This is a genomic window from Pseudomonas sp. FW305-3-2-15-C-LB1 (assembly GCF_058787615.1).
Genome location: NZ_JBYSZX010000004.1, coordinates 239,441 through 264,927, shown reverse-complemented (window position 1 = coordinate 264,927; position 25,487 = coordinate 239,441). Strand labels below are relative to the sequence as shown.

The following is a 25,487-nucleotide window of genomic DNA, read 5'->3' as shown; positions in this document are numbered from 1 at the left end:
GACGTACGGCGGTGATGCCATCGGGAGCAAGCCCCCTCCCACATTTAGTCCGGTTTCAATCGGGCATTTGGGTGTCGGTCAGGTTTGCTTAGAGGTTAGAATCCCCGTCTAGCCCAGAGTATGTACTTATGTCCCAAGAGCTTTCCGCCGAACAGATCCAACAGGCCCTGCAGGGCATCAGCGTGCCGCCCCAGCCGCAAATCATGGTGGATTTGCAGATGGAGCAATACATGCCCGATCCGGACCTGGAAGTGATCGCGCGGCTGATCTCCCAGGACCCGGGCCTGTCGGGCGCACTGCTGAAGATCGTCAACTCGTCGTATTACGGCCTGAGCAACAAGATCGCGTCGATCCAGCGCGCAGTGAACCTGTTGGGCAGTCGTTCGATCATCAACCTGATCAACGCGTTGTCGATCAAGGGCGAGATGAGCGACGACACCATCGTCACCCTCAACCGCTTCTGGGACACCGCCCAGGATGTGGCCATGACCTGCCTCACCCTGGCCAAGCGCACCGGCGCCCAGGCGGTGGACGAGGCCTATGCCCTGGGTCTGTTCCATGACTGTGGCGTGCCGCTGATGCTCAAGCGCTTCCCCAACTACATGGCGGTGCTGGAGCAGGCGTATGCCAATGCCGGCCCCGATTGCCGCGTGGTCGACACCGAGAACAACGCGTTCAACACCAACCATGCCGTGGTCGGCTACTACACCGCCAAATCCTGGCGCCTGCCGCAGCATGTGACCGACGCCATCGCCAACCACCACAACGCCTTGGCGATCTTCAGCGATGAGTCGTCGCGCACTCCGCAGCTCAAGAACCTGCTGGCGATCCTGAAAATGGCCGAGCATATCTGCTCGTCCTACCGTGTACTGGGCAGCCAGACGGTGGACCATGAATGGAATACCATCGGCCACCTGGTGCTGGACTACGTGGGGCTGTCGGACTACGACTTCGAGAGTATGAAATTGTCGATCCGCGAACTGGGCGCCCACTGATCCTTCCTTAAAGAGGCACCTATGCCCGAGTTACCAGAAGTCGAAACCACCCGGCGCGGGATTGCGCCGCACCTGGAAGGCCAGCGGGTCAGCCGTGTGGTGGTGCGCGAACGGCGCCTGCGCTGGCCGATCCCGGAAGACCTCGATGTGCGCCTGTCCGGGCAGCGCATCGTGCTGGTGGAGCGGCGGGCCAAGTACCTGTTGATCAATGCCGAAGTGGGCACCTTGATCAGCCACCTCGGCATGTCGGGCAACCTGCGTCTGGTAGAGGCCGGCATGCCGGCGGCCAAGCATGAACATGTGGATATCGAGCTCGAATCCGGCCTGGCCCTGCGCTACACCGATCCTCGGCGTTTTGGCGCGATGCTCTGGAGCCAGGACCCGCACAACCATGAACTGCTGATCCGACTGGGGCCGGAGCCGCTGACCGACCTGTTTGACGGCGAGCGTCTGTTCCAGCTGTCCCGTGGGCGGTCGATGGCGGTGAAGCCGTTCATCATGGACAACGCGGTGGTGGTGGGTGTGGGCAATATCTACGCGACGGAAGCGCTGTTTGCGGCGGGGATCGATCCGCGTCGTGAGGCGGGTGGTATTTCGCGAGCGCGTTATTTGAAGCTGGCGATCGAGATCAAGCGCGTGCTGGCGGCGGCCATCGAGCGTGGCGGCACCACGCTGCGCGACTTTATCGGCGGCGACGGGCAGCCGGGGTATTTCCAGCAGGAACTGTTCGTCTATGGCCGGGGCGGCGAGGCGTGCAAGGTCTGCGGCAGCGAATTGCGCAATGTGGTGCTGGGACAGCGGGCGAGTGTGTTTTGCCCTAAGTGCCAGAGCTGATTGATGGGTGATTGCTGATATTGCCATCGGGGGCAAGCCCCCTCCCACAGTGAAAGTGTGCGCAATCCAAATGTGGGAGGGGGCTTGCCCCCGATGAGGTCATGACAGGCGCTAAAGGTGGGTCAGGCCTTACCGGTAATCTTGCGGTACTTCTCCATCAGTTGCTCTTGCGTCTCGGGATGGGCTTCATCCAGCGGGATGCAATCCACCGGGCACACTTGCTGGCACTGAGGCTCGTCGTAGTGGCCGACGCACTGGGTGCACAGGTTGGGGTCGATCACGTAGATCTCTTCGCCTTGGGAAATCGCGGCGTTCGGGCACTCAGGTTCGCAGACGTCGCAGTTGATGCAATCGTCGGTGATGATCAGGGACATGGAAACTCCTGCCAGGGCCGTCCGCCAAGGCATCTGAAAACTAATGCGCGCAATTGTGCCGCATTGGCGCCCGCAGTGCGAGCAGGCGCCGATTGGGGGCTTATTTCTTGAAGCGTAGGGTCAGTGCATCCGCCACGGCCGGGTGCACGAACTTGGTGATATCTCCGCCCAAAGCGGCAATTTCACGGACCAACGTCGAGGAAATGAACGAATAGCGTTCCGACGGTGTGAGGAACAGGCTTTCCACGTCCGGCGCCAGTTGGCGGTTCATGTTGGCCAACTGGAACTCGTACTCGAAGTCCGACACTGCACGCAGGCCGCGCAGGAACACATTGGCGTTCTGCTCTTTGGCGAAATGCGCCAACAGTGTGGAAAAGCCCACGACTTCCACATTGGGCAGGTGTTTGGTGACCTCACGCGCCAACTCCACACGCTGTTCCAGGGGAAACAGCGGGTTTTTCTTGGGGCTGGCCGCGACCGCGATGATCACATGGTCGAACAAGCGTGAGGCACGTTCGACCAGATCGCCATGGCCTTTGGTAATCGGGTCGAAGGTACCTGGGTACAACACTCGGTTCATCGCGTCGTCCTGGCGGAGTCCGTTGGGGAACCGGATGGTATCGCAGCCGTCCCGGTCGGGAAAGTCAACTTATGCAGAAGAAAGCACTATAGACACGGCGAATACCGTGTTTTTTCACGCTGTTTTCAGACGTTCGGCCAAGGCTGTCGCCAGTTGGGCGGTCAAACCGTACACCGATAATTGTGGGTTGGCCCCAATGCTGGTGGGGAATAGAGAGCCATCGTGGATCGACAGGTTGCGCAACTGATGATGGCGCCCCAGGCTGTCGGCCACTGCATTTTTCGGGTCTTCGCCCATGGCGCAACCGCCCATCACATGGGCGCTGCCCAGGCAGGTGCGATGCAGTTCCAGATTGAGGCCTTCAATCAGCGTGCGCGCTTCGCCCAGGGTTTTTACGTAGCGGGCATCGTGATGCAGCGGCTTGACCGACTTGGCGCCCGCCGCGAACTGGATCTCGGCCATGCTGTGGAAGGCACGACGCAAGCCATTCCAGGCGTAGTCCGACACCTGGTAGTCGAGCACCGGCGTGCCATCGCCACGTAGCTCCACGCTGCCGCCCGGGCTGTCGGGGTGGAAGCCGTCGCGCAGCAGTGCCAGCATCGCGTGGGTGTTGGGCAATTGGCTCATGTCCAGGGCGTTCTGGGTGCCGTAACCGCCGAGCAGGGTGCTGGCCAGCGCCGGGTGCAAGGGCGGCGCCTCCAGCTTGTACGACATTTTCCCCGTGGTGCCGTCCTGCCACTGGAAATGGTCGGAATAGATCGACTGCGGCGCGCCGTAGAACGGGTTGATCACCTCGTCGAACAGCCCGGCGGAGAAGTTCACCAAGTGCAGGAATGTGCGTTTGCCCAGCCGCGAGTGCGGGTCGGGCGCGTCCGAGCGCATCAGCAGCGCGGGGCTGTTGATGCCGCCGCCCGAGAGCACGTAATGTTTGGCCTTCACCGTGATCTTGCGTCCGGTAGGCGCCACGCAACGCTCGTCCATCGCCATACATTCCAGGCTACTGATGGTGTCGCCGCTGTATTTGAGGCGCTCGGCGCGGGCCAGGTACAACAGCTCGCCGCCTTTTTCCAGGGTGGACGGGATGGTGGTCACCAGCATCGATTGCTTGGCGTTGACCGGGCAGCCCATCCCGCAATAGCCCAGGTTGAAGCAGCCGCGCACATTGCGCGGGATCACATGCCAGCTGTAACCGAGCTTTTCGCAGCCTTTGCGGATCACATCGTTGTTGGGGTTGGGTGGCAGGGCCCAGGGCGCGATGCCCAGGCGTTGTTCCATCTTTTCGAACCAGGGCGCCATTTCGGCGCTGCTGTGGCCCTTCACGGCGTACTCGCTGGCCCAGTGGGCGAGGGTGGCGTCCGGGGTGCGGAAGCTGGACGTCCAGTTGATCAGCGTAGTGCCGCCCACGGCCCGGCCCTGCAGGATGGTGATGGCGCCGTCCTTGCTCATGCGACCGATGCCCTCCTGGTACAGGCTGGTGTAGGCCTCGTCCTCCAATAGCTTGAAGTCGCTGCTGGTCTTGAGCGGGCCTTCTTCGATCAGCAGCACCTTGTAGCCGGCGGCACTGAGGACTTCGGCAGTGGTGCCGCCGCCGGCACCGCTGCCGATGATCACCACATCGGCTTCCAGGGTCAGGTCGTTATCGAGGGTGGCGCCATTGTGGGTTTTCCAGCCACGGGCCATGCCGTCGCGGAACAGGTCGGGTACGGGCATCAGGGTCGTCTCTTGTTTTTATGGGAGGGCGGCGAATCAAATCTTCGGCGGACCGGGGTAACCGCAATGCGCCCAGGACGCCGGCTGGAAATACCAGGCCATGATCACCAGCTTGAGCAGCGAGCCCTGGCCCATGCGCAGCAGGTTCAGGTAGCTGTTTTCCCAACGGTGCAGGAAGTTGCGGATCTGCTCGCCGCTGGCGTTTTCCCAACTGCCCCAGATTCCGGTCAACGGTCCACGGGTGACGCCCATGCCCAATACGTCGAACAGTTGCTGGGTAAGCTTGAACATCTCCGGCGACAGGTGTTGCAGGCTGAAGTCGAGCTTCTTGAGGGTGTCTTCAATCCCGCTGGCAACTTCCTGGGCGCTGGCCACGCCTTCGAGCAGCACCGGGATGACCGCGCGCAGGAACGGCAAGTCACTGCTGCGCAGCATGGCAAAACCGCTGGCCGGCGTGCTGCTGGAGCAACCGCTGAGGCTGGCGCCCAACCCGGCGGTAGCCAGGAAGGCGCTGGCGCACAGGCCAATCTTCAAGACGCCGCGCCGCGACAGCACGGGTGAATCAGTCAGGCTAGGGTTCATTGTTATTGTTATCCCGTGGGTGGCGGTTTCAGCGAACGAACAGCTTCTGGATCAACGTCTGGATGGCTTTGCCGTAGGGCGGGTAGATCAGCTTCGCCGCGTTAAGGCGCTGTTTCACCAGCACCCCCTTGGCTTTGCTGAACGTCAGGAAGCCTTCATGCCCGTGATAGTGGCCCATACCCGACGGGCCGATGCCGCCAAAGGGCATGTCGTCCTGAGCCACATGCAGCAGCGTGTCGTTCAGGCATACGCCGCCGGAATGGGTCTCGTGGAGTACCCGGTCCTGCTCGCGCTTGTTGTAGCCGAAGTAATACAGGGCCAGCGGGCGAGGGCGTTGGTTGATGTAGGCAAAGGCCTGGTCGATACCGCGATACGGCACGATCGGCAGCACCGGGCCGAAGATCTCGTCCTGCATCACGGTCATGTCATCGCTGACATTCAGCAACAGGCTGTGGGCCATGCGCCGCGCCTGGCCCTGGTCATACAGCGGGATCAGGGTGGCGCCCTTGTCGGTGGCGTCCTTGACGTAGGCATTCAGCCGGGCCAGTTGTCGTTCGTTGATGATGGCGGTGTAGTCCGGATTGTCGGCCAGGGTCGGATAAAATCCGCGAACGGCCTGGGTGTAGGCCTCGACGAAGCCGTCGACGCGGTCTTCCGGCACCAATACATAGTCGGGCGCGACACAGGTTTGGCCGGCGTTCAACGCCTTGCCGAAGGCGATGCGTTCGGCGGCGTCCTTGAGTGGTACATCCGCAGACACGATGGCCGGCGACTTGCCGCCCAGCTCCAGGGTGACCGGTGTGAGGTGTTCGGCCGCCGCACGCATCACATGCTTGCCGATGCTGGTGGCGCCGGTGAACAGCAGGTGGTCGAAGGGCAGCTTGGAAAACGCCATGCCCACCTCGGCTTCGCCCAGCACTACGCACACCAGGTCTTCGGGGAAGATTTTCGTCAGCAGCACCTTGAGCAACTCGCCAGTGGCGGGGGTGGACTCACTGAGCTTGAGCATCACCCGGTTGCCCGCCGCCAACGCGCCGACCAGCGGACCAATGGCCAGGTACAGCGGGTAATTCCAGGGCACGATCACGCCAACTACGCCCAACGGTTGATAGATGACTTTGGCCGAGGCCGGTTGGAAGGCAATGCCTACAGCGCGCCGGGATGGTTTCATCCAACCCTTGAGGTGTTTGCTGGCATAGTGAATGCCATGCAGGCTGGGCATCAGTTCGGCGAACAGGGTTTCGTCGGCACTGCGGTGGCTGAAGTCCTGGCTGATCGCGTTGATCAGTGCCTGGCGCTCGTCGCTGAGCAGGTCGCGCAGGGCCTTGAGCCATTGCTGGCGCTGCGCGGCCGATGGCATCGGGTTGGCGGCGTAGGCACGACGCTGGGTGTCGAACAGGCGCTGGAGTGAGTCCAGTGCCTGGGAATCTTGCAGGTAGGCAACGTTGGCAGACATGGCGGCGTTCCCGATTGTTATAGGTCTGCCTGGATTTTTAGAGTCATTACTCTAAATTGTCAAATAACATTGCAGCAACATCCGGTTTTATCCGTGCAAGGATAGGCCGTAAGATGCCTTATCACGTGTACAGAAGCTGATCCCCTATGGCACCACGAGTAAAGACCAGCGAGCGCATTGTGCAAACCAGCCTGGAGCTTTTTAACCAGCAGGGCGAGCGCAGTGTGAGCACCAACCACATTGCCGCCCACATGGAAATTTCGCCGGGCAACCTGTACTACCACTTCCCCAACAAGCAGGCGATCATCGCCGTGCTGTTTCGTGAATACGAGGCCCTGGTGGACAGTTTCCTGCGCCCACCCCAAGGCCGCGCCGTCACCGTCGAAGACAAGCGCTTCTACCTGCAGGCCGTGCTGGCCGGTATGTGGCGCTACCGTTTCCTGCACCGCGACCTCGAACACCTGCTGGAAAGCGACCCGGAACTGGCCACCGGCTACCGGCGCTTTTCCCAGCGCTGCCTGACCCAGGGCGGCGCCATTTACCAAGGGTTTGTCGACGCTGGCATCCTCAATATGGACCCGGTGCAAACCGAAGCCCTGACCCTCAATGCCTGGATCATCCTCACCTCCTGGGTGCGCTTTCTGTGCACCACCAATGAAAACTCCGCCCACCTGAGCGCCGAGGCGATCAAGCGCGGGGTGTATCAGGTGCTGGTGCTGGAGGCGGGGTTTGTCACGCCCCAGGCGAAGGAGGCCGTGGATGCGTTGTTCAAAGAATTTTACGTGCCGTTGAATCAGGCATTGGAAGAAGTGAAGTAGGACCTTTCCCGAATCTGTTCATAGGAGTCCGTCATGCCGCTTGCCCAACTGATCAGCCCCCAGCAATTGGCCGAGCGCCAGAAGGCCGGCGGGTTGGTGATCCTCGATTGCCGTTTTGCCCTGGAAGACCCTGACTACGGGCTCTGCAGCTATGCCGAAGGGCATATCGAGGGCGCGCAGTACGCTGACCTGGAACGCCACCTCAGTGGGCCGGTGATCAAGGGCGTGACCGGTCGCCATCCGTTGCCGGCCGCAGATACCTTCGCCGAGCAATTGCGTGCCTGGGGGATCAACGCCGACACCGATATCGTGCTGTATGACGACGGCCCCGGTGCCTATGCCGCACGGGCCTGGTGGTTGTTGGCGTGGCTGGGCAAGCGCGATGGCGTGTTTATTCTGGATGGTGGCCTCAAGGCCTGGCATGCGGCGGGTTTCCCGCTGAGCCTGGACGCGCCGGTGGTTGAGCCGGGCGCCTTCGTTGGTACGCCAGATAATCGCCTGGTGCTGGATGCCGAACACCTGCAAAAACGCCTGGGCCAACCCGGCCTGACCTTGCTCGACGCCCGTGCACAGCCGCGCTTTCGCGGTGAAGTCGAGCCGATCGACCCGGTGGCCGGGCACATCCCTGGGGCGCAGTGCGCGGCGTTCAACGAAAACCTGGGGGCTGACGGCCGCTTCCTGCCGGCAGACCAACTCAAGCAACGCTTCGCCGCCCAACTGCAAGGTCGCTCGCCGGATGAACTGGTGGCGTACTGCGGCTCAGGGGTGACGGCGTGCCACAATCTGTTTGCCCTGAGCCTGGCCGGTTACCCGTTGGGCAAGTTGTATGCAGGGTCGTGGAGCGAGTGGATCACCGATCCGGCACGGGCCATCGCTACCGGCGACTGAGCAACCAGGCCGGAATACGGCGCTCCAGGTAATAACCGGGGCGCTTCAGTGTTCCATCGACAAAACCGACATGCCCGCCCTTGGCCAGCAATTCGAATTCGGTGCAGTCCGACAGCTCACTGGCCTCGGGCAGGCTGTGGGCAAACACAAACGGGTCATCGGCGGCCTGGATGATCAGGGTCGGCGTGCGGATATCGCTCAGGTAATAGCGACTGGAGGCGCGGCGGTAATAGTCCTCGGCGTTCAGGAAACCGTGCAGCGGCGCGGTGACCCGGCCGTCGAAGTCCCAGAACGTGCGCATCTTGTCCAATGAGCCCAGGGCCTCAAGCGTCTTCAACCCCTGCGCACGACCATCCTCTAGAAAGCGCCGTTGCTTGACGCGGATATAGGCCAGCATTTCCCGCATGAAATGCTTCTGATAAACCCGCGAGAATCCCAGGCCGATGCGATCCGCGCACTGGTCCAGGCGAAACGGCACCGATACCGCCGCCGCGCCTTGCAGCCCTGATGCTTCGCCGGTTTCGCCCAAATGCTTGAGCAGCACATTGCCGCCCAGTGAATAACCCACCGCATACAGCGGCGCCAGCGGTCGCTTGGCGCGCAGATGGGCAATCGCCGCGGCCAGGTCTTCGCTGGCGCCGGAGTGATAGCTGCGCGCCAACAGGTTTGGTTCGCCCGAGCAGCCACGCCAATTCAGCGCCGCGCTGGCCCAGCCTTGCGCAGCCAGGGCTTTTTGCAGACCGGCCACGTAGGGCGAATTGGAGGAACCGGTCAACCCATGCAGCACCAGCACCAACGGTGCTTGCGCGTCATGGGGGCCATGCCAATCGAGGTCGAGGAAGTCGCCGTCTTCCAGCCACAGGCGTTCGCGTTGGCGTTCGATGTGGGTGGTAGGGCGCCACAGCGGCCCCCACAGTGTTTGCAGGTGGGGGTTGCCGAGGCCGAAGGCGGGGGTGAACAGGTCGGAAGAAGGGGTCATGACACTCTCTGCTGCGGATGCATTCAACCGCATTCAACTGTGGCGAGCGGGCTTGCCCCGCGTTGGGCTGCGAAGCGGCCCCAAAACCAGTAATGATGTTCTAACTGAGCAATCGCGGTGTTCTTGGTGGGGCTGCTGCGCAGCCCAACGCGGGGCAAGCCCGCTCGCCACAACAAGCCCGCTCACTACAGAAAGCCCGCTCGCCACAAACAGAGGTCAGGCGGCGCTGCGTTGCCACAACGCGTAATACACCCGTCCGGACTTCTGTTCCCGGTGCAGGCGCCAGGTGGCCGGCAAGCCCAGGGTAGAAGGGGCGGTCTCGCTTTCAGTGTAGATCCACGAATCCGCTGCCAGCCATTGGCGATCTTCCAGCAATGCGCACACGGTTGGCAGCAAGTTCTGGTTGAACGGCGGGTCGAGGAACACCACGTCGAACTCGCTGGCCGGCTGGGTTTCCAGGTAGCGCAGGGCGTCGGCGGTTTGCACCTGGCCGGTGGTGCAGCGCAGGGTGCCCAGGTGTTCCTTGAGGCTGGACACCGCCACATTGCTGGCGTCCAGCGCCTGGCCCAGGGCGGCGCCACGGGACAGCGCCTCCAGGAACAGCGCACCACTGCCAGCGAACGGGTCCAATACCTTGGCGCCTGCAATGTATGGAGCCAGCCAGTTGAACAGGGTTTCACGCACGCGGTCAGGCGTCGGGCGCAGGCCTACGACGTCGGGGAAGCTCAGCTTGCGGCTGCGCCAATCGCCGCCAATGATGCGCAGCTGGCCCACACCGTTATGCACGTTGTGGACAGGTTTTTTCGGGCGAGATGAACTGGCCATTAATGCTCCGGAACCCCGAGCGGCTGCTCGGCGGGTTTATCAGTGGGGGGCGGTAGTGGCTTTTGCGCAATCGTCGGGCCGGCGGTCACGATGACCATCTTGTCGGCGCTCAAGTGTTTATTCATTGCAGCCTTGACCTGCTCTACGGTCAGGGCCTGGGATTGTTTCATGAAATCTGCCAGATAGGTCAGCGGCAGGTCGTAGAAACCCATCGCGCCCAACTGCCCCGCGATATCGGCGTTGCTGGCGGTCGACAGCGGGAAACTGCCGGCCAGCTCGCGCTTGGCGTCATCCAGTTCTTTTTGCGTCGGGCCGGTCTTGAGGTAGTCGGCCACCACGTCCTCGACCAGGCGCAGGGTGCCGCCGCTCATTTCGGCGCGGGTCTGCAGATTGATCATGAACGGGCCACGCACCTGCATCGGCGAGAAACCGGAGTACACGCCGTAGGTCAAACCACGTTTTTCACGCACTTCGCTCATCAAGCGAGTGCCGAAACCGCCACCGCCGAGGATCTGGTTACCCAGGGACAAGGCTGCGTAGTCCGGGTCGGCACGGTCGATGCCCAGTTGCGCGAACAGCAAGTGAGTCTGTTTGGACGGGAACTCGATACGAGTCAGGCCCGGTTTGGGTTCGGTCGGCTGAGCAATTTTTGGCAGCGCCGGGCCCTTGGGCAGCGATGCAGAAACCTTGGCCGTCATGGCTTCGGCTTCGGCGCGGGTCAGATCGCCCACCACCGCAATCACCGCGTTGCCTGCTGCGTAAGCCTTGGCGTGGAACGCCTGCAACTGCGCGATGGTGATCTTTGGCACGCTCTCGGGCGTGCCTTCGCTCGGGTGCGCGTAAGGGTGATCGCCGTACAGGCGCTTGAACAGTTCAAGGCTGGCCAGCTTGCCGGGGTTCTGCTTCTGGTACTCGAAGCCGGCGAGGATCTGGTTCTTGATCCGGGCCAGGGAGTCGGCCGGGAAGGTCGGTTTGCCGATCACCTGGTCAAACAGGCTCAGGGCGGCGTCGCGTTTGCTACTGTCGCTGAGGCTGCGCAGGGACACCAGCGCCATGTCGCGGTATGCACCATTGCCAAAGTCCGCGCCCAGACCTTCGAAATCACGGGCGATCTGGCTCACATCCTTGCCCGGTACGCCTTCGTTGAGCATGGCGTTGGTCATCAGCGCCAGGCCGGGTACGTTGCCGTCCTGGCTGCTGCCGGCGGCGAACAGGATGCGCATGTCAAACATCGGCAGTTCATGGGCTTCGACGAACAGCACCTTGGTGCCTTCGGCGGTGGTCCAGGTCTGTACGTCGAGCTTGCGGTTGGTCGGCGCCTTGTCGTCCAGTTCCGCCAGGGATTGCAGCTTGCTGCTCGATTGGGCTTTTTCCAGTGCCTGGCTGGCGACGGACTCGCTCGGACGCAGGAAATACACGGCGCTCGCCGCAATCAGGGTGACGACGATCAGGCCGGGGAAGATCAGGCGGCTGCTTTTGCGATCACTCATGAGCGGTCTCCTCAGGCAAAACATGGGCGACGCTCAGACGTTCGCGGGTGAAGTAGGTGCGCGCGGCTTTCTGGATATCTTCCGGGGTCACGCTTTGCAGGTCGGCGAGCTCCGTGTCCATCAGTTTCCAGGACAGGCCGACGGTCTCCAGGGAGCCGATGGCCGTGGCCTGGCTGGTGATGGAGTCACGCTGGTAGACCAGGCCGGCAATGACCTGGGCGCGGATGCGTTCCAGTTCTTCGGCGGTCGGCGGCTTGGCCTTCAACTCTTCCAGCAGGCGCCACAGGCCGGCTTCTGCCTGGGCGACGGTTTTCTTCTTCTGCTGATTCGGTGTGGCGCTCAGCATGAACAGGGTATCGCCACGGGTGTAGGCGTCGTAGTTGGTGGACGCAGCGGAAACCAGCTCTTCACCACGCTCCAACTGTTCGGAGATGCGGGCGCTGTAGCCGCCGTCCAGCAAGGCCGAGATCAGGCGCAGGGCCTGTACCGAACGTTTGTCTTCGGCGGTGGCCAGGCCTGGCACGTTGAAGCCCAGCATTACGCTCGGTAGTTGGGTTTTCACATGCAGCGTCAGCAGGCGCTCGCCGGGCTCGGCCAGTTCCATCGGGATCTTGGCCGGTGGTACGTCACGCTTGGGGATCGGGCCGAAGTAGCGCTGGGCCAGGTTTTTGACCTCGTCCGGGGTGACGTCGCCGACCACCACCAGGGTGGCATTGTTCGGGACATACCAGGATTGGTACCAGTGGCGCAGCTCTTCGACTTTCATGCGGTCCAGGTCGGCCATCCAGCCGATGGTCGGCGTGTGGTAGCCGCTGGCCGGGAATGCCATGGCCTTGAAGCGCTCGTAGGCCTTGGACATCGGGTTGTCGTCGGTGCGCAGGCGGCGCTCTTCCTTGATCACCTCGATCTCGCGGCTGAACTCGTCGGCCGGCAGGCGCAGGCTGGCCATGCGGTCGGCTTCCAGCTCGAAGGCGACGCCCAGGCGGTCGCGGGCCAGCACCTGGTAGTAAGCGGTGTAGTCATCGCTGGTGAAGGCGTTCTCTTCGGCGCCCAGGTCGCGCAGGATCAGCGAGGCTTCGCCGGGGCCGACCTTGGCGCTGCCCTTGAACATCATGTGTTCCAGGGCGTGGGACAAACCGGTCTGGCCCGGGGTTTCGTAGCTCGAACCGACCTTGTACCAGACCTGGGAAACCACCACCGGGGCGCGATGATCTTCGCGCACGACCACCTTGAGGCCGTTGTCCAGGGTGAATTCATGGGTGGGTTGTGTGTCGGCAGCCAAGGCTGAAAGAGGCAGACAAACTGTGCTGAACAGCAGGCCTGCGGCGCGGCGGGCTAGAGCATTCATTCGTTTTTAAACCTGTTGGGCTGCCCGCTTGGTCTTAGCGTCGGCGGGCGAGGAGGTGCTAGGATACTGATCCGACTGAGGGACGGCCACTGCGGCCGTCTTGTTGAGGCCCTATTTTGGCCTTCAAAATGTTGCGCATGAACGAGCTGGCTAAAAAACAGTCTGTTACGCATCGAATTTTATTTACCGGCGCGCCCCTTGGCGCGTCGCTACCTTGAGATAGCCGTCTCCATGTTTGGTTCCAACGACGACAAGAAGACCCCAGCCGCGGCTGGCGAGAAGAAAGGCCTGTTCGGATGGCTGCGCAAAAAACCGCAGGAAACCGTCGACGAACACCCGCCGGTTCAACCTGAACCTATCCCTGAGCCAACAGTAGAAGCCGAACCGGTTGCCGAAACCCCGGCGCCGGTGGTATTGCCGATGGCCGAGCCGGTGTTGCAGCCGGTCGTCGAGGCTGTCCCGGAACCCGAGCCGGAACCCGAGCACAAACCGTGGCCGGAACTGCCGGTGGCTGAAGAGCCCGTGGCGCTGGTCGAAGATGTGCAGGCTGAGCACATCGCCCCGCCGATTCCGGCTGTGGCCGAGGTGGCAGTGCCTGCTGTTGTCGAGCCGGAGCCCGTCGTCGCACCTGTCGAAACCAGCAAGACCGGCTTCTTCGCCCGTCTCAAGCAAGGCCTGAGCAAGACCAGCGCCAGCATTGGCGAAGGCATGGCCAGCCTGTTCCTGGGCAAGAAGGTCATCGATGACGAACTGCTGGAAGACATCGAAACCCGCCTGCTCACCGCCGACGTGGGCGTCGAAGCCACTGCCGTGATCATCCAGAGCCTCACCCAGAAGGTCGCGCGCAAACAGCTGACCGACGCCGACGCGTTGTACAAATCCCTGCAGGCCGAGCTGGCCGCGATGCTCAAGCCGGTGGAAGCGCCGCTGGTGATCACCCCGAAAAAACCTTTCGTGATCCTGGTGGTGGGCGTCAACGGCGCCGGCAAGACCACCACTATCGGCAAGCTGGCCAAGAAGCTGCAGTCCGAAGGCAAGAAAGTCATGCTGGCAGCCGGCGATACCTTCCGTGCCGCCGCGGTTGAACAACTGCAGGTGTGGGGCGAGCGCAACAAGATCCCGGTCATCGCCCAGCACACCGGCGCCGATTCCGCCTCGGTGATCTTCGATGCCGTGCAAGCCGCCAAGGCCCGTAACATCGACGTGCTGATCGCCGATACCGCCGGTCGCCTGCACACCAAAGACAATTTGATGGAAGAGCTGAAAAAGGTTCGCCGTGTGATCGGCAAGCTCGACGCAGACGCGCCGCACGAGGTTCTGCTGGTACTGGACGCTGGCACCGGCCAGAACGCCATCAGCCAGGCCAAGCAATTCAACCAGACGGTACAACTGACCGGCCTGGCATTGACTAAGCTCGACGGCACGGCCAAGGGCGGCGTGATCTTCGCCCTGGCCAAGCAGTTCGGGTTGCCGATTCGTTATATCGGCGTCGGTGAAGGCATCGACGACCTGCGCACCTTTGAAGCCGAACCCTTTGTACAGGCACTGTTTGCCGAGCGGGAGCGTTCATGATTCGATTCGAACAGGTCGGTAAACGCTATGCGAACGGGCATGTCGGCTTGCATGAGCTGAGCTTTCGAGTGCGTCGCGGCGAGTTTCTATTTGTAACCGGTCACTCCGGCGCAGGCAAAAGTACGTTGTTGCGCCTGCTGCTGGCCATGGAGCGTCCGACCACCGGTAAGTTGCTGCTGGCGGGCCAGGACCTGGCCACCATCAGTAACGCGCAGATTCCGTTCCTGCGCCGCCAGATCGGCGTGGTGTTCCAGAATCACCAGTTGCTGTTCGATCGCACCGTGTTCAACAACGTGGCGCTGCCGTTGCAGATCCTCGGGCTGTCCAAGGCCGAGATCGTCAAGCGCGTGGACTCGGCCCTGGAGCGCGTGGCGCTGTCGGACAAGACCGATCTCTACCCTGGCGACCTGTCCACCGGCCAGCAACAGCGCGTCGGTATCGCTCGCGCTATCGTCCACCGCCCGGCCCTGCTGCTGGCGGACGAACCCACCGGTAACCTCGACCCGCGCCTGGCGGCCGAGATCATGGGCGTATTCGAAGACATCAACCGCCTGGGCACCAGCGTGCTGATCGCCAGTCACGACCTGGCACTGATCGCGCGCATGCGCCATCGCATGCTCACTCTGCAACGTGGCCGCCTGATCGGTGACGGGGAGGCCGGCGTATGAGTGCAACACGCAGCCCTAAAGTCTCCGAACGCGTGGCGCCGAAACCGGCCGACCCGCAACCGCCGAAGAAAAAACACGACCACGATGACGACGGGCCGGACTTCAGCACCTTGCTGCGCGCCTGGATCGAAAGCCATCGCGCCAGCCTGGTCGACAGCCTGCGCCGCCTGGGCAAGCAGCCGATCGGCAGCTTTTTCACCTGCCTGGTGATGGCAGTGGCCCTTAGCCTGCCGATGGGCCTGTCGCTCCTGCTTAATAATGTGGAGCGCCTGGGCGGTTCCTGGCAGCGCGCAGCGCAGATTTCGCTGTACCTGAATATCGACGCCAGTGCCAAAGATGGCGAAGCATTACGCGACGACATCAAGAACATCCCCGGCGTGGCGGATGCCGAGTACATCAGTCGCGATCAGGCGCTGGAAGAGTTCCAGCAACAATCCGGCCTGGGCGAGGCGCTCAAGGAGCTGCCACAGAACCCGCTGCCGGGCGTGGTCCTGGTGACGCCGAACGAAGTCGACAAGCCGGCGCTGGAAGCCCTGCGACAAAAACTCGCAGAGATGCCCAAGGTGCAACAGGCGCAACTTGATCTAGTCTGGGTAGAGCGCCTGGCCGCGATCCTCAAGCTGGGCGACCGCTTTGTGTTCGGTCTGACAGTGCTGTTGGTGTCTGCATTACTTTTGGTGATAGGTAATACCATTCGTCTTCATATTGAAAACCGTCGCACCGAGATAGAAGTGATTAAACTGGTCGGCGGCACGGACAGCTATGTGCGTCGGCCTTTTCTGTACATGGGCGCGCTTTATGGCTTTGGTGCCGGGATTTTGTCCTGGGGCGTGCTGGCTTTTGGCCTGGACTGGCTGAACGACGCGGTTGTCGGGCTTGCCGGACTCTACGGCAGTGATTTCGCCCTGGCTGGCGTGCCGGTAGCCGATGGTCTGAGTCTCTTGCTTGGCGCGGTATTGTTGGGGTATATCGGTGCTTGGATTGCGGTCGCTCGTCATTTACGTGAGCTGGCACCGAAGTAGTTAATGTCAGATTAATGTGGTTTCGTTTGTATTGACCGTATTGGTGGTTTAGGGAACTTGTCCTACGGTTCCCGGTCAATTTTCGCAGTGCTTCACTGCACGAGTTATGTGAGTCGGAGGTTTTTTCGTATGACCACTTCTTTGCAACCTGCTTATGCCTTGGTCCCGGGTGCGAACCTGGAAGCCTATGTGCACACGGTCAACAGCATTCCGTTGCTGACGCCCGAGCAGGAGCGTGAACTGGCCGAGAGTCTCTACTATGAGCAGGATTTGGGGGCGGCTCGGCAGATGGTGCTCGCCCACCTGCGTTTTGTCGTACATATCGCCCGTAGCTATAGCGGCTACGGCCTGGCTCAGGCTGACCTGATCCAGGAAGGCAACGTCGGCCTGATGAAGGCTGTAAAGCGCTTCAACCCCGAGATGGGTGTGCGCCTGGTATCGTTTGCCGTGCACTGGATCAAGGCGGAAATCCACGAGTTCATCCTGCGCAACTGGCGCATCGTGAAAGTCGCGACCACCAAGGCCCAGCGCAAACTGTTCTTCAACCTGCGCAGCCAGAAAAAACGCCTGGCGTGGCTGAACAACGAGGAAGTCCACCGCGTGGCCGAAAGCCTTGGTGTGGAACCGCGTGAAGTGCGCGAGATGGAAAGCCGCCTGACCGGCCACGACATGGCCTTCGACCCCGCTGCTGAAGCGGACGACGACAGTGCCTTCCAATCGCCGGCCAACTACCTGGAAGACCACCGTTACGACCCGGCGCGTCAGCTGGAGGATGCGGATTGGAGCGACAACTCCAACCACAACCTGCACGAAGCGCTGGAAGTGCTGGACGACCGCAGCCGTGACATCCTCTACCAGCGCTGGCTGGCAGAAGAAAAAGCCACGCTGCACGACCTGGCGCAGAAGTACAACGTGTCGGCCGAGCGGATTCGTCAGCTTGAGAAAAGCGCGATGAACAAGCTGAAACTGTCCATCGCAGCCTAAAAATATGGGAGGGGCGGTGCGACGATTCGACTTGCCCCCCGATAGCAGAGTGTCAGTCAACATCAAGGTGACTGGTCCATCGCTATCGGGGGCAAGCCCCCTCCCACATTTGTTTTTGTTGTGTCAGTCGGACCAGGGCGCCTTGCGGGAGTTGTTCAGTTCGACCAGGTAACCGTCTCCACCCAACTGACTCATCTGCTGACGAATCCAAGCCGCGCGCCTTGCCACATACGCCGTCGGATGGCTGGCACTCCACACCCGTGGATTGGGCAAAACAGCCGCCAGATAGCTGGCCTGCTGCCGCGATAACCCCTTGGCACTCACCCCAAAGTGATGCCGCGCCGCCGCTTCCGCGCCAAACACGCCTTCGTCCCACTCCACGCTATTGAGGTACACCTCAAGAATCCGCTGCTTGGGCCACAACACCTCGATCAACCCGGTAAACCAGGCTTCCAGGCCTTTGCGCAAATAGCTGCGGCCGGCCCACAGGAACAGGTTCTTCGACACCTGCTGGCTCAACGTACTGGCACCGCGAATCGAGCCGCCGCGCTCGTTGTGCAGGATCGCCGCCTGGATCGCACCGAAATCAAAGCCCCAATGCTGCGGGAAGCGCTGGTCTTCACCGGCCATCACCGCCACTTTGAGGTCATCGGAGATCTCGTCCCACGGTACCCAGGTGCGCTGCAGGTCAATGGGTTCGCCGTCGAACCAGGATTCGACCTTGCGCTCCACCATCAGCGCGGTGAAGGGCGGCGGGACGACACGAAACAGCAGCACCAGCAGCACACTGCCGATGGCAAACCATTTGACGACGTTGAGAAAGCGTTTGAAGAGGAGACGCAGCATAGAGATGGCTTGGCCGAACCCGTTGAGCGGGCCATTATACAGACCCGGCCCTTTGAGTCTGACTGGAGTTCCTCATGCTGCGTGGCTTTCTGATGTTGGCTGCCTTTTTCGGCTTCACCGGTGTCGCCCTTGGGGCCTTCGCCGCCCACGGCCTGAAAAACCGCCTGAGCGCCGAGTACCTCGCAATTTTCCACACCGGCGTGACCTACCAACTGGTGCACACTCTGGCGCTGTTCGGCGTGGCGCTGCTGGCGGCGCACATCCCCGGCCGGTTGGTCAGATGGGCGGGCATCTCGTTTACCGTTGGCATCCTGCTGTTCTCCGGCAGCCTGTATGTGCTGACCCTGACCGGCATCAGCAAGCTTGGGATCATCACGCCGTTTGGCGGCCTGGCCTTCCTGCTTGGCTGGTTCTTCCTGGGCCTGGCGGCGTGGCGCTTGCAGGCAGCCTGACCAAGGGACTTGGGCCGGCAACCTCAATCGGGCTAGAATGCCGCCCCCTAAAAACGATGGCGGCCCGTGGCATGCGCATTCAGTTGAACGGCGAATCCTTTGAACTGCCCGACGGTGAAACCGTTGCGGCCCTGCTGACCCGACTGGACCTGACCGGGCGGCGCGTCGCAGTGGAACTCAACCTGGATATCGTCCCGCGTAGCCTGCACGCCGAGACCGCACTTGCCGAAGGCGACCAGGTCGAAGTGGTCCACGCCATCGGCGGCGGCTGATCGCGCAGTTTCCTGAATTCTGCAGAACCTCACCCCATTCCGAGGATTTCCCATGAGCATCGTTCGTAGCGACAAGCCTTTCGTCCTGGCCGGGCGTACCTACCAGTCCCGCTTGCTGGTCGGCACCGGCAAGTACCGCGACATGGAAGAAACCCGCCTGGCCATCGAAGCCTCGGGTGCCGAGATCGTCACCTTCGCAGTGCGCCGCACCAACCTCGGCCAGATCGAAGGCGAGCCGAACCTGCTTGAAGTGCTGTCGCCGGACCGCTACACCTTCCTGCCGAACACCGCCGGTTGCTACGATGCCATCGAGGCCGTGCGCACCTGCCGCCTGGCCCGTGAACTGCTCGACGGCCACAACCTGGTGAAGCTGGAAGTGCTGGCCGACCAGAAAACCCTGTTCCCCAACGTGATCGAAACCCTCAAGGCCGCCGAAACCCTGGTCAAGGAAGGTTTCGACGTGATGGTCTACACCAGCGATGACCCGATCATTGCGCGCCAACTGGCGGAAATCGGCTGCATCGCGGTGATGCCACTGGCCGGCCTGATCGGTTCCGGCTTGGGGATCTGCAATCCGTACAACCTGCAGATCATCCTCGAAGAAGCCAAGATCCCGGTGTTGGTGGATGCAGGCGTGGGCACGGCCTCCGACGCAACCATCGCCATGGAACTGGGCTGTGACGCGGTGCTGATGAACTCGGCCATCGCCCACGCCCAGCAACCGATCCTGATGGCCGAAGCCATGAACCACGCCATCGTCGCGGGCCGCCTGGCCTACCTCGCCGGCCGCATGCCGAAAAAACTCTACGCCAGCGCCTCCTCGCCGCTGGATGGTCTGATCAAGTAAGAGCCATTGATGACTGAATCAAACGAAACGCCGAACACCCTGGAAGCAGGCGACGAGTCCAAGCACCGCCGCATCAAGAGTTTTGTGATGCGCGCCGGTCGCATGACCGAAGGCCAACAAAAGGGCCTGGAGCAAGGCACGCCGCTGTTCGTGTTGCCATTGGCCGACGCGCCGGTGGACTACGACCAGGTGTTCGGCCGTTCGGCCCCGCGTTCCCTGGAAATCGGCTTCGGCATGGGCCACTCCCTGCTGGAAATGGCCGCCGCTGCGCCGGACCAGGACTTCATTGGCGTGGAGGTCCACCGCCCAGGTGTCGGCGCGCTGCTCAACGGCGTGTTGACCCAAGGCCTGACGAACCTACGGGTCTATGACTGCGACGCGATCGAAGTGCTCAACCGCTGCATCGCCGACAACAGCCTCGATCGCCTGATGCTGTTCTTCCCGGACCCATGGCACAAAGCCCGTCACCACAAGCGCCGCATCGTCCAGGCCTCCTTTGCGGAGCTGGTGCGCAGCAAGCTGAAAGTGGGCGGCATCCTGCACATGGCCACCGACTGGGAACCCTACGCGGAATACATGCTGGAAGTGATGAACGTCGCCCCCGGCTACCGCAACCTGGCTGAAGACGGCAAATGCGTGCCACGCCCGGCCGAGCGGCCGATCACCAAGTTCGAGCGTCGTGGGGAGCGGTTGGGGCATGGGGTGTGGGATTTGAAGTTCGAGAAGTTGGCGTAACCGGCCCCTGGCTTCAAATGCAATCAAATGTGGGAGGGGGCTTGCCCCCGATAGCGGTGGATCAGTCAGCTTATCTGTAGCTGACCCAAAGCAATCGGGGGCAAGCCCCCTCCCACATTTGTTTTCGCAGTGTGCCTTGGATCAGCGGCGGTCTGCGACTACACCAATCAGTACCAGCACCACAATCAACACCGGCGCCAGGCTGTAGTTATTGAACTGGCTCAACCCCCGCACAATCCACGGCGTGGCATAGATCAGCGCCGCGCCGCTGCCGATCATGCACACCAGCGCCATCAACGGCACGCGCAACGCACCCGCGATGCTGCCCAGGCGTGCTTCGATCCAGCCCTTGATATCGGCGCCGAACAGCACCAGCAGGCAGCCCACGAGGGCCAGGGAGATTTCCGACAGGTTGCTGCGGCTCCAGCGGGATACGGTGGCGAGCAGGTCGAGTACCAAATCCATTCGATTTCCTTAAGAGCGTCAGCTCAAAAACTTCTGCAACAGATCATTGAGAAAGAGTTGCCCGCGGTCGGTCGCCGCCAGGCGTGACGGTTCGACCTGCATTAAGCCACTTTGTTCTGCCTCGCGGCGGCCTTCATCGAGGCTCGCCAGATCCAGACCGGTACGCTCGGCGTAGAGCCTGGCATCGACCCCTTCGGTGAGGCGCAGGGCGTTCATCAGGAACTCGAATGGCAACTCTTCGTTGGTCAGCTCCTTCGCGCCGGCCTGGAAGCTTTTGGCCGGGTTGAGGTAGTCCTTCGGTGCACGGGTCTTCCAGGTGCGTACGATGCGCCCGTCCGGATGGCTGAGCTTGCCGTGGGCGCCGGCACCGATGCCGATGAAGTCACCGAAGCTCCAGTAATTGAGGTTATGCCGCGCCGGGCGACCTGGTTGGGCATAGGCCGATACTTCATATTGCGCGTAGCCGTGTTCGGCGAGCAACGCCTGGCCGGCTTCCTGGATGTCCCACAGGGTGTCGTCTTCCGGCAGTGCAGGCGGCTGGTTCCAGAACACGGTGTTGGGTTCCAGGGTCAACTGGTACCAGGACAAGTGCGTCGGCTTCAGCGCGATGGCCTGGCGCAAGTCGCTCAAGGCATCGTCCAGGGACTGATCGGGCAGCCCGTGCATCAAGTCCAGATTGAAGTTATCGAACCCGGCCTGGCGCGCCATGCCGGCGGCACGTACGGCTTCGTCGCCATTGTGGATGCGGCCCAGGGCCTCAAGCTTTTCCTGCTGGAAGCTCTGGATACCGATGGACAGGCGATTGATCCCCAGCTTGCGATAGGCCACGAACTTTTCTTGCTCGAATGTGCCGGGGTTGGCTTCCAGGGTGATCTCGATATCGCCGGCAAACGGGATGCGGGCTTCCACGCCCTTGAGCAACCGCCCCAACGCTGCGGCGCTGAACAGGCTGGGCGTGCCGCCGCCGAAGAAGATCGAACTGAGTTCGCGGCCATGCACTGCGTGCAGGTCCTGATCGAGGTCGGCCAACAGGGCGTCCACATACTCCTCTTCCGGCAGCACTTTACTGGCGGTGTGGGAGTTGAAGTCACAATAAGGGCATTTGCGCACGCACCACGGGATATGGATATACAGCGCCAGGGGCGGCAGCACAGGCAAGGCCGCCCGAGGTGTTTGCGCGCCGCCGTGGATTAGCGGCTGCGCAGAGGTGTTCAGGGTCATTTCAGGCTCAGGCGTTGGCGCAGCAAATCCATTGCGCGGGCACGGTGGCTGATCTGGTTCTTGTCGGCCGGGCTCAGTTCGGCACTGGAAACGTTACGTTCCGGCACCCAGAACAACGGGTCATAGCCAAACCCATGCTCGCCGCTGGCCGCATGCAGGATGCGCCCGTGCCACAGGCCTTCGCACAGGATCGGCAGCGGGTCATCGGCATGTCGTACCAGGGCCAGCACGCAGACGAACTGTGCGCCGCGCTCGGCGTCCGGTACGTCCTTGAGCGCGTCCAGCAGCTTGGCGTTGTTGGCGGCATCGCCCTTGCCGTCGGCGTAGCGTGCCGAATAAATGCCCGGTGCGCCGCCGAGGAAATCGACGGCCAGCCCCGAGTCATCCGCCAGCGCCGGCAGGCCGGAGATGCGTGCGGCGTTGCGTGCCTTGAGGATAGCGTTCTCGACGAACGACAGGCCGGTCTCTTCCGGTTCCACCTGGCTGAACTCGCCAATCGAGCGCAACTGCACGGAGTCGCCGAGCATGGCTTGCAGTTCTTTGAGTTTGCCGGCGTTATGGCTGGCCAGTACGAGTTGGGTGAGGTTCATTATTCCGCCGGAAACAGTTCCTGGTTGAACTGGAAGCTATGGGCTTTGCCGCCGGTTTCAACGTTGATGGTAAACGTCTTGTATTCGCGCTGCGTCACGGAGTAGGGCGCCAGGTAATTGATGCCGCCTTTCTCGTTGATCTGCTTGAACGTCAGGACTTCGCTCTTGCCGCCCAAGTCCTTGATGGTGCCGGTCACTTGCGCGGCCACCGGGGTCACGCCCTTGATCACCGTCACGTTGATCAAGCCCTTTTCCTTGCTGCGCACCACGCCGACGGCCTGGGCGGTTTCCGGTTGCAGGAAGCTGGAGGTGAATGTGTTGTAGTGGACGGTGATATCGCCGAAGTCTTTCTTGCGATTGGCATCGATAGCGTCGGCGGCCAGGGCGCTGGCGCCCAGGCACGCGGTCAATAGAAATACAGCCAGGCGTTTCATGAGCGTCCCTCTTGAAGATGATTAGACGGCAATCTTGTGGTCCGTCAGGCCAGGACTGCTGACCCGGTAAATACCGATTTCGCCCAACAGATTGGGCCATAGTTTACTTGCCCAGCCGTGACGATGCTGTTGATCGACGGCAAGGCGGTTGATCACCTTGGCTTCACGCTCACTGCACAGGGCTTCGAAGTCTTCGAAGGTGCAGAAATGGATGTTCGGCGTGTTGTACCAGGTGTACGGCAGGAAGTCCGACACCGGCATGCGGCCCTTGGTGGCCAGGTACCAGCGGCAGCGCCAGTGCCCGAAGTTGGGGAAGGTGATGATGCACTGGCGGCCTACGCGCAGCATTTCGTCGAGGATGCGGTCCGGGTAGTGCACCGCCTGGAGGGCCTGGGTCATCACCACGATGTCGAAGCTGTTGCTGGCAAAGTTGCCCAGGCCCTTGTCCAGGTCCTGCTCGATCACGTTGATGCCCTTGGCCACGCACTGGGCGATGTTGTCCGGGTCGTTTTCCAGGCCGTAGCCAGTGACTTGCTTGTTGTCGCGCAGCCAGCTCAGCAGTTCGCCATCGCCGCAGCCCAGGTCGAGCACGCGGCTGCCGGCGGGGATCCAGTCTTGGATGATTTCCAGGTCGGCTCTCATGGCGTTCTCACACAGTAATCCGGTTCATGTAATTGCCGAACGCCTGCAAGTAACGCGGGATCGGGATCAGGAAGGCGTCGTGGCCTTGCGGTGCATCGATCTCCAGGTAGCAGACGTCCTTGCGTGCAGCCATCAGCGCGTCCACCAGCTCGCGGGAGCGGGCCGGCGAGAAGCGCCAGTCGGTGGTGAAGGACATCACGCAGAACTTGGCCGTGGCGCCTTCGAAGGTTTTCGCCAGGTCGTCGTCGTGGTTGGCGGCCGGGTCGAAGTAGTCCAGCGCCTTGGTCATCAGCAGGTAGGTGTTGGCGTCGAAACGCCCCGAGAACTCCTCGCCCTGGTAGCGCAGGTAGCTTTCCACCTGGAACTCGACGCTGTGGAAGTCGTAGTTGAGCTTCTCGCTCTTGAGGCCACGGCCGAATTTCTCGCCCATGGAATCATCGGACAGGTAGGTGATATGCCCGACCATCCGCGCCAGCATCAGGCCGCGCTTGGGAATCACGCCGGCTTCCTGGAACGAACCACCGTGGAACTCCGGGTCGGTAAGGATGGCCTGGCGTGCCACTTCGTTGAAGGCGATGTTCTGCGCCGACAGCTTGGGGGCCGAGGCGATTGCCAGGCAATGGCGCACGCGGTCCGGGTAGGTGATGGTCCATTGCAGCGCCTGCATGCCGCCCAGGCTGCCGCCGATCACTGCCGCCCACTGGTTGATACCCAGCAGGTCGGCGAGGCGCGCCTGGCTGTGCACCCAGTCTTCCACGGTGAGCACCGGGAAGTCGGCGCCGAACGGCTTGCCGGTTTCCGGATTGAGGCTGCTGGGGCCGGTGGAACCGTTGCAGCCGCCCAGGTTGTTCAGGCTGACCACAAAGAACTTGTTGGTGTCGATGGGTTTGCCGGGGCCGATGCAACTGTCCCACCAGCCGGGCTTGCGATCCTCGGCAGAGTGAAAACCGGCCGCGTGGTGATGGCCGGACAAGGCGTGGCAGATCAGCACGGCGTTGCTCGCCGTGGCGTTCAGTTGGCCATAGGTTTCATAGATCAGGTCGTAGGCGGGCAGCGAACGGCCGCAGGCCAGGGCCAGCGGTTCGCTGAAGTGCGCCACTTGGGGCACGACCAGTCCAACAGAATCGGGGGGAAAGGCAGCTGGCATCGACCCTGCTCTCGTTTAAATGAGGCGTAAGTCTAAAGACCGCTGCACCTAGCGGCAAGCAATGGCCTGAGCGGTTTGAAATGTGGGAGGGGGCTTGCCCCTCTCACATTTGCTTTGCGTCAGATCAGCAGACGCAAAATCTCCGGCATCCCGGTCATGGCCGCCAGGTTGTTGATCACCAGCATGTCCAGCAACTTGAGCACCATGAACGCCAGGATCGGCGAGATATCCAGGCCGCCGAGGTTCGGCAGCAGGCGGCGGAATGGCGCCAGGGCCGGCTCGCAGATCTGGTTCACCAGCTCGGCGCCAGGGTTGTGGCTACCGGGGGCGACCCAGGACAGGATCACGCTGATGATCAGGGCGAAGAAGAAGATCTTCAGGAACAGCGCGGTCACGCCGATGATGGCCCAGATCAGCAACTGTACGAAATTGCCGGTGGTGCCGTAGGTCAGCAACAGGGTCAGCGCCATCAAGGCCAACTGCACCAGGATTGCCAGCACCAGCGACGACATGTCCAGGCCGAACAGGCTCGGGATGATCCGGCGCAATGGCTTGAGCAGCGGCTGGGTGGCCTTGACGATGAACTGGCAGAGCGGGTTGTAGAAGTTCGCACGCACCAGTTGCAGCACGAAGCGCATCAGGACGATCAGCAGGTACAGGCTGCCGAGGGTTTGCAGCACGTAGACGGCTGCGGTGTTCAAACCAATCATG

Annotated in this window: 29 protein-coding genes; 12 read left to right on the top strand and 17 right to left on the bottom strand. The window is 61.9% G+C overall.

From position 1 onward, the window contains the following. The first annotated feature begins 182 nt into the window (after nucleotides 1–182). A complete protein-coding gene (locus AC3WP7_RS10615) occupies nucleotides 183–995 on the top strand; it encodes an HDOD domain-containing protein (RefSeq protein WP_170856052.1) in 813 nt (270 codons plus the stop codon). A 21-nt stretch (nucleotides 996–1,016) separates the two neighbouring features. Further along, entirely contained in the window at nucleotides 1,017–1,829 is an 813-nt protein-coding gene (gene mutM, locus AC3WP7_RS10610) for a bifunctional DNA-formamidopyrimidine glycosylase/DNA-(apurinic or apyrimidinic site) lyase (protein ID WP_071490390.1), read from the top strand. A 122-nt stretch (nucleotides 1,830–1,951) separates the two neighbouring features. Here mutM and AC3WP7_RS10605 read toward each other — a convergent pair whose 3' ends face one another. The 5 genes from AC3WP7_RS10605 to AC3WP7_RS10585 all read right to left on the bottom strand — a co-directional run bounded on the left by AC3WP7_RS10605 (nucleotide 1,952) and on the right by AC3WP7_RS10585 (nucleotide 6,531). Continuing rightward, entirely contained in the window at nucleotides 1,952–2,203 is a 252-nt protein-coding gene (locus tag AC3WP7_RS10605; protein WP_003176712.1) for a YfhL family 4Fe-4S dicluster ferredoxin, read from the bottom strand. 100 nt (nucleotides 2,204–2,303) lie between these two features. Beyond that, a complete protein-coding gene (gene coaD / locus AC3WP7_RS10600; protein ID WP_003176711.1) occupies nucleotides 2,304–2,783 on the bottom strand; it encodes a pantetheine-phosphate adenylyltransferase in 480 nt (159 codons plus the stop codon). A 114-nt stretch (nucleotides 2,784–2,897) separates the two neighbouring features. Then, entirely contained in the window at nucleotides 2,898–4,493 is a 1,596-nt protein-coding gene (locus AC3WP7_RS10595) for a GMC family oxidoreductase (protein ID WP_092241939.1), read from the bottom strand. Between the two features lie 36 nt (nucleotides 4,494–4,529). Beyond that, entirely contained in the window at nucleotides 4,530–5,075 is a 546-nt protein-coding gene (locus AC3WP7_RS10590; RefSeq protein WP_092241941.1) for a twin-arginine translocation pathway signal protein, read from the bottom strand. Between the two features lie 28 nt (nucleotides 5,076–5,103). After that, the gene (locus AC3WP7_RS10585; protein WP_071490387.1) at nucleotides 5,104–6,531 is read right to left on the bottom strand and encodes a coniferyl aldehyde dehydrogenase; all 1,428 of its coding nucleotides are present in this window, start codon (nucleotides 6,529–6,531) and stop codon (nucleotides 5,104–5,106) included. Between the two features lie 146 nt (nucleotides 6,532–6,677). Here AC3WP7_RS10585 and AC3WP7_RS10580 point away from each other — a divergent pair, with 146 nt between their 5' ends. Then, nucleotides 6,678–7,349, top strand: coding sequence for a TetR/AcrR family transcriptional regulator (locus AC3WP7_RS10580; RefSeq protein WP_016976019.1), 672 nt, complete (start codon nucleotides 6,678–6,680; stop codon nucleotides 7,347–7,349). Between the two features lie 33 nt (nucleotides 7,350–7,382). After that, nucleotides 7,383–8,237 carry a sulfurtransferase gene (locus AC3WP7_RS10575; RefSeq protein WP_071490385.1) on the top strand — a complete coding sequence of 285 codons (855 nt, stop codon included), beginning with the start codon at nucleotides 7,383–7,385 and terminating at the stop codon, nucleotides 8,235–8,237. On the opposite strand, the gene AC3WP7_RS10570 is transcribed toward AC3WP7_RS10575, so the two are convergent. The 4 genes from AC3WP7_RS10570 to AC3WP7_RS10555 form a co-directional block, all read right to left on the bottom strand. Beyond that, complete coding sequence (locus tag AC3WP7_RS10570) at nucleotides 8,224–9,216, bottom strand: hydrolase (protein ID WP_102591818.1); 993 nt, start codon at nucleotides 9,214–9,216, stop codon at nucleotides 8,224–8,226. The two genes, AC3WP7_RS10575 and AC3WP7_RS10570, sit on opposite strands and share 14 nt — an antisense overlap. A gap of 216 nt (nucleotides 9,217–9,432) precedes the next feature. Next, the gene (gene rsmD, locus AC3WP7_RS10565; RefSeq protein WP_102591819.1) at nucleotides 9,433–10,041 is read right to left on the bottom strand and encodes a 16S rRNA (guanine(966)-N(2))-methyltransferase RsmD; all 609 of its coding nucleotides are present in this window, start codon (nucleotides 10,039–10,041) and stop codon (nucleotides 9,433–9,435) included. Continuing rightward, the gene (locus AC3WP7_RS10560) at nucleotides 10,041–11,531 is read right to left on the bottom strand and encodes a M16 family metallopeptidase (protein ID WP_102591820.1); all 1,491 of its coding nucleotides are present in this window, start codon (nucleotides 11,529–11,531) and stop codon (nucleotides 10,041–10,043) included. Before AC3WP7_RS10560 ends, rsmD begins: the two co-directional genes overlap by 1 nt. Next, nucleotides 11,524–12,879, bottom strand: coding sequence for a M16 family metallopeptidase (locus tag AC3WP7_RS10555; RefSeq protein ID WP_093120613.1), 1,356 nt, complete (start codon nucleotides 12,877–12,879; stop codon nucleotides 11,524–11,526). The genes AC3WP7_RS10560 and AC3WP7_RS10555 overlap by 8 nt, the downstream gene beginning before the upstream one ends. A gap of 231 nt (nucleotides 12,880–13,110) precedes the next feature. On the opposite strand from AC3WP7_RS10555, the gene ftsY reads away from it, so the two are divergent. From ftsY to rpoH, 4 genes are all read left to right on the top strand, one after another. After that, nucleotides 13,111–14,451 (top strand): signal recognition particle-docking protein FtsY, encoded by a 1,341-nt coding sequence (gene ftsY / locus AC3WP7_RS10550; protein ID WP_093120617.1) that lies wholly within the window; start codon nucleotides 13,111–13,113, stop codon nucleotides 14,449–14,451. Further along, nucleotides 14,448–15,119, top strand: a complete 672-nt coding sequence (gene ftsE, locus AC3WP7_RS10545) for a cell division ATP-binding protein FtsE (RefSeq protein WP_003234627.1) — start codon at nucleotides 14,448–14,450, stop codon at nucleotides 15,117–15,119. Before ftsY ends, ftsE begins: the two co-directional genes overlap by 4 nt. Next, nucleotides 15,116–16,141, top strand: coding sequence for a permease-like cell division protein FtsX (ftsX, locus tag AC3WP7_RS10540; RefSeq protein WP_016976026.1), 1,026 nt, complete (start codon nucleotides 15,116–15,118; stop codon nucleotides 16,139–16,141). The genes ftsE and ftsX overlap by 4 nt, the downstream gene beginning before the upstream one ends. 129 nt (nucleotides 16,142–16,270) lie before the next feature. Further along, nucleotides 16,271–17,125: an RNA polymerase sigma factor RpoH gene (gene rpoH, locus AC3WP7_RS10535; RefSeq protein ID WP_003176698.1), complete on the top strand. Its 855-nt coding sequence runs from the start codon at nucleotides 16,271–16,273 to the stop codon at nucleotides 17,123–17,125. Between the two features lie 123 nt (nucleotides 17,126–17,248). Here rpoH and mtgA read toward each other — a convergent pair whose 3' ends face one another. Next, a complete protein-coding gene (mtgA, locus tag AC3WP7_RS10530; RefSeq protein WP_071490379.1) occupies nucleotides 17,249–17,971 on the bottom strand; it encodes a monofunctional biosynthetic peptidoglycan transglycosylase in 723 nt (240 codons plus the stop codon). Between the two features lie 74 nt (nucleotides 17,972–18,045). Between mtgA and AC3WP7_RS10525 the strand changes: the two genes are divergently transcribed. The 4 genes from AC3WP7_RS10525 (at nucleotide 18,046) to trmB (ending at nucleotide 20,277) form a co-directional block, all read left to right on the top strand. Further along, nucleotides 18,046–18,423: a DUF423 domain-containing protein gene (locus AC3WP7_RS10525; RefSeq protein WP_102591821.1), complete on the top strand. Its 378-nt coding sequence runs from the start codon at nucleotides 18,046–18,048 to the stop codon at nucleotides 18,421–18,423. A 71-nt stretch (nucleotides 18,424–18,494) separates the two neighbouring features. Continuing rightward, nucleotides 18,495–18,695: a sulfur carrier protein ThiS gene (gene thiS, locus AC3WP7_RS10520; protein ID WP_058426546.1), complete on the top strand. Its 201-nt coding sequence runs from the start codon at nucleotides 18,495–18,497 to the stop codon at nucleotides 18,693–18,695. A gap of 52 nt (nucleotides 18,696–18,747) precedes the next feature. Next, nucleotides 18,748–19,542, top strand: coding sequence for a thiazole synthase (locus AC3WP7_RS10515; protein ID WP_058426547.1), 795 nt, complete (start codon nucleotides 18,748–18,750; stop codon nucleotides 19,540–19,542). A gap of 9 nt (nucleotides 19,543–19,551) precedes the next feature. Continuing rightward, the gene (gene trmB, locus AC3WP7_RS10510; RefSeq protein ID WP_058426548.1) at nucleotides 19,552–20,277 is read left to right on the top strand and encodes a tRNA (guanosine(46)-N7)-methyltransferase TrmB; all 726 of its coding nucleotides are present in this window, start codon (nucleotides 19,552–19,554) and stop codon (nucleotides 20,275–20,277) included. Between the two features lie 141 nt (nucleotides 20,278–20,418). Here the strand turns inward: trmB and AC3WP7_RS10505 are convergent, their stop codons facing one another. The 7 genes from AC3WP7_RS10505 to AC3WP7_RS10475 form a co-directional block, all read right to left on the bottom strand. Then, the gene (locus AC3WP7_RS10505) at nucleotides 20,419–20,742 is read right to left on the bottom strand and encodes a DUF3392 domain-containing protein (RefSeq protein ID WP_058426549.1); all 324 of its coding nucleotides are present in this window, start codon (nucleotides 20,740–20,742) and stop codon (nucleotides 20,419–20,421) included. An 18-nt stretch (nucleotides 20,743–20,760) separates the two neighbouring features. Further along, the gene (gene hemW, locus AC3WP7_RS10500) at nucleotides 20,761–21,963 is read right to left on the bottom strand and encodes a radical SAM family heme chaperone HemW (protein ID WP_071490377.1); all 1,203 of its coding nucleotides are present in this window, start codon (nucleotides 21,961–21,963) and stop codon (nucleotides 20,761–20,763) included. Next, entirely contained in the window at nucleotides 21,960–22,556 is a 597-nt protein-coding gene (gene rdgB / locus AC3WP7_RS10495) for an RdgB/HAM1 family non-canonical purine NTP pyrophosphatase (protein ID WP_025859581.1), read from the bottom strand. Before rdgB ends, hemW begins: the two co-directional genes overlap by 4 nt. Next, complete coding sequence (locus tag AC3WP7_RS10490) at nucleotides 22,553–22,987, bottom strand: DUF4426 domain-containing protein (RefSeq protein WP_092241971.1); 435 nt, start codon at nucleotides 22,985–22,987, stop codon at nucleotides 22,553–22,555. Before AC3WP7_RS10490 ends, rdgB begins: the two co-directional genes overlap by 4 nt. A 21-nt stretch (nucleotides 22,988–23,008) precedes the next feature. Next, entirely contained in the window at nucleotides 23,009–23,629 is a 621-nt protein-coding gene (gene metW, locus AC3WP7_RS10485; protein ID WP_034109956.1) for a methionine biosynthesis protein MetW, read from the bottom strand. Between the two features lie 7 nt (nucleotides 23,630–23,636). Beyond that, nucleotides 23,637–24,776 carry a homoserine O-succinyltransferase MetX gene (gene metX, locus AC3WP7_RS10480; RefSeq protein ID WP_071490374.1) on the bottom strand — a complete coding sequence of 380 codons (1,140 nt, stop codon included), beginning with the start codon at nucleotides 24,774–24,776 and terminating at the stop codon, nucleotides 23,637–23,639. Between the two features lie 119 nt (nucleotides 24,777–24,895). Continuing rightward, the gene (locus AC3WP7_RS10475; protein ID WP_025859579.1) at nucleotides 24,896–25,486 is read right to left on the bottom strand and encodes a YggT family protein; all 591 of its coding nucleotides are present in this window, start codon (nucleotides 25,484–25,486) and stop codon (nucleotides 24,896–24,898) included. Nucleotide 25,487 lies beyond the last annotated feature (1 nt).

Coding starts and splice junctions, on each gene's coding strand:
- AC3WP7_RS10475 (WP_025859579.1), bottom strand. CDS start 25,486: ATGATTGGTTTGAACACCGCAGCCGTCTACGTGCTGCAAACCCTCGGC.
- thiS (WP_058426546.1), top strand. CDS start 18,495: ATGCGCATTCAGTTGAACGGCGAATCCTTTGAACTGCCCGACGGTGAA.
- ftsY (WP_093120617.1), top strand. CDS start 13,111: ATGTTTGGTTCCAACGACGACAAGAAGACCCCAGCCGCGGCTGGCGAG.
- AC3WP7_RS10570 (WP_102591818.1), bottom strand. CDS start 9,216: ATGACCCCTTCTTCCGACCTGTTCACCCCCGCCTTCGGCCTCGGCAAC.
- ftsE (WP_003234627.1), top strand. CDS start 14,448: ATGATTCGATTCGAACAGGTCGGTAAACGCTATGCGAACGGGCATGTC.
- rpoH (WP_003176698.1), top strand. CDS start 16,271: ATGACCACTTCTTTGCAACCTGCTTATGCCTTGGTCCCGGGTGCGAAC.
- AC3WP7_RS10560 (WP_102591820.1), bottom strand. CDS start 11,531: ATGAGTGATCGCAAAAGCAGCCGCCTGATCTTCCCCGGCCTGATCGTC.
- AC3WP7_RS10595 (WP_092241939.1), bottom strand. CDS start 4,493: ATGCCCGTACCCGACCTGTTCCGCGACGGCATGGCCCGTGGCTGGAAA.
- AC3WP7_RS10605 (WP_003176712.1), bottom strand. CDS start 2,203: ATGTCCCTGATCATCACCGACGATTGCATCAACTGCGACGTCTGCGAA.
- metX (WP_071490374.1), bottom strand. CDS start 24,776: ATGCCAGCTGCCTTTCCCCCCGATTCTGTTGGACTGGTCGTGCCCCAA.
- AC3WP7_RS10505 (WP_058426549.1), bottom strand. CDS start 20,742: ATGGATTTGGTACTCGACCTGCTCGCCACCGTATCCCGCTGGAGCCGC.
- coaD (WP_003176711.1), bottom strand. CDS start 2,783: ATGAACCGAGTGTTGTACCCAGGTACCTTCGACCCGATTACCAAAGGC.
- AC3WP7_RS10525 (WP_102591821.1), top strand. CDS start 18,046: ATGCTGCGTGGCTTTCTGATGTTGGCTGCCTTTTTCGGCTTCACCGGT.
- AC3WP7_RS10575 (WP_071490385.1), top strand. CDS start 7,383: ATGCCGCTTGCCCAACTGATCAGCCCCCAGCAATTGGCCGAGCGCCAG.
- metW (WP_034109956.1), bottom strand. CDS start 23,629: ATGAGAGCCGACCTGGAAATCATCCAAGACTGGATCCCCGCCGGCAGC.
- ftsX (WP_016976026.1), top strand. CDS start 15,116: ATGAGTGCAACACGCAGCCCTAAAGTCTCCGAACGCGTGGCGCCGAAA.
- AC3WP7_RS10555 (WP_093120613.1), bottom strand. CDS start 12,879: ATGAATGCTCTAGCCCGCCGCGCCGCAGGCCTGCTGTTCAGCACAGTT.
- AC3WP7_RS10490 (WP_092241971.1), bottom strand. CDS start 22,987: ATGAAACGCCTGGCTGTATTTCTATTGACCGCGTGCCTGGGCGCCAGC.
- AC3WP7_RS10515 (WP_058426547.1), top strand. CDS start 18,748: ATGAGCATCGTTCGTAGCGACAAGCCTTTCGTCCTGGCCGGGCGTACC.
- AC3WP7_RS10580 (WP_016976019.1), top strand. CDS start 6,678: ATGGCACCACGAGTAAAGACCAGCGAGCGCATTGTGCAAACCAGCCTG.
- AC3WP7_RS10585 (WP_071490387.1), bottom strand. CDS start 6,531: ATGTCTGCCAACGTTGCCTACCTGCAAGATTCCCAGGCACTGGACTCA.
- mtgA (WP_071490379.1), bottom strand. CDS start 17,971: ATGCTGCGTCTCCTCTTCAAACGCTTTCTCAACGTCGTCAAATGGTTT.
- trmB (WP_058426548.1), top strand. CDS start 19,552: ATGACTGAATCAAACGAAACGCCGAACACCCTGGAAGCAGGCGACGAG.
- mutM (WP_071490390.1), top strand. CDS start 1,017: ATGCCCGAGTTACCAGAAGTCGAAACCACCCGGCGCGGGATTGCGCCG.
- AC3WP7_RS10590 (WP_092241941.1), bottom strand. CDS start 5,075: ATGAACCCTAGCCTGACTGATTCACCCGTGCTGTCGCGGCGCGGCGTC.
- hemW (WP_071490377.1), bottom strand. CDS start 21,963: ATGACCCTGAACACCTCTGCGCAGCCGCTAATCCACGGCGGCGCGCAA.
- rsmD (WP_102591819.1), bottom strand. CDS start 10,041: ATGGCCAGTTCATCTCGCCCGAAAAAACCTGTCCACAACGTGCATAAC.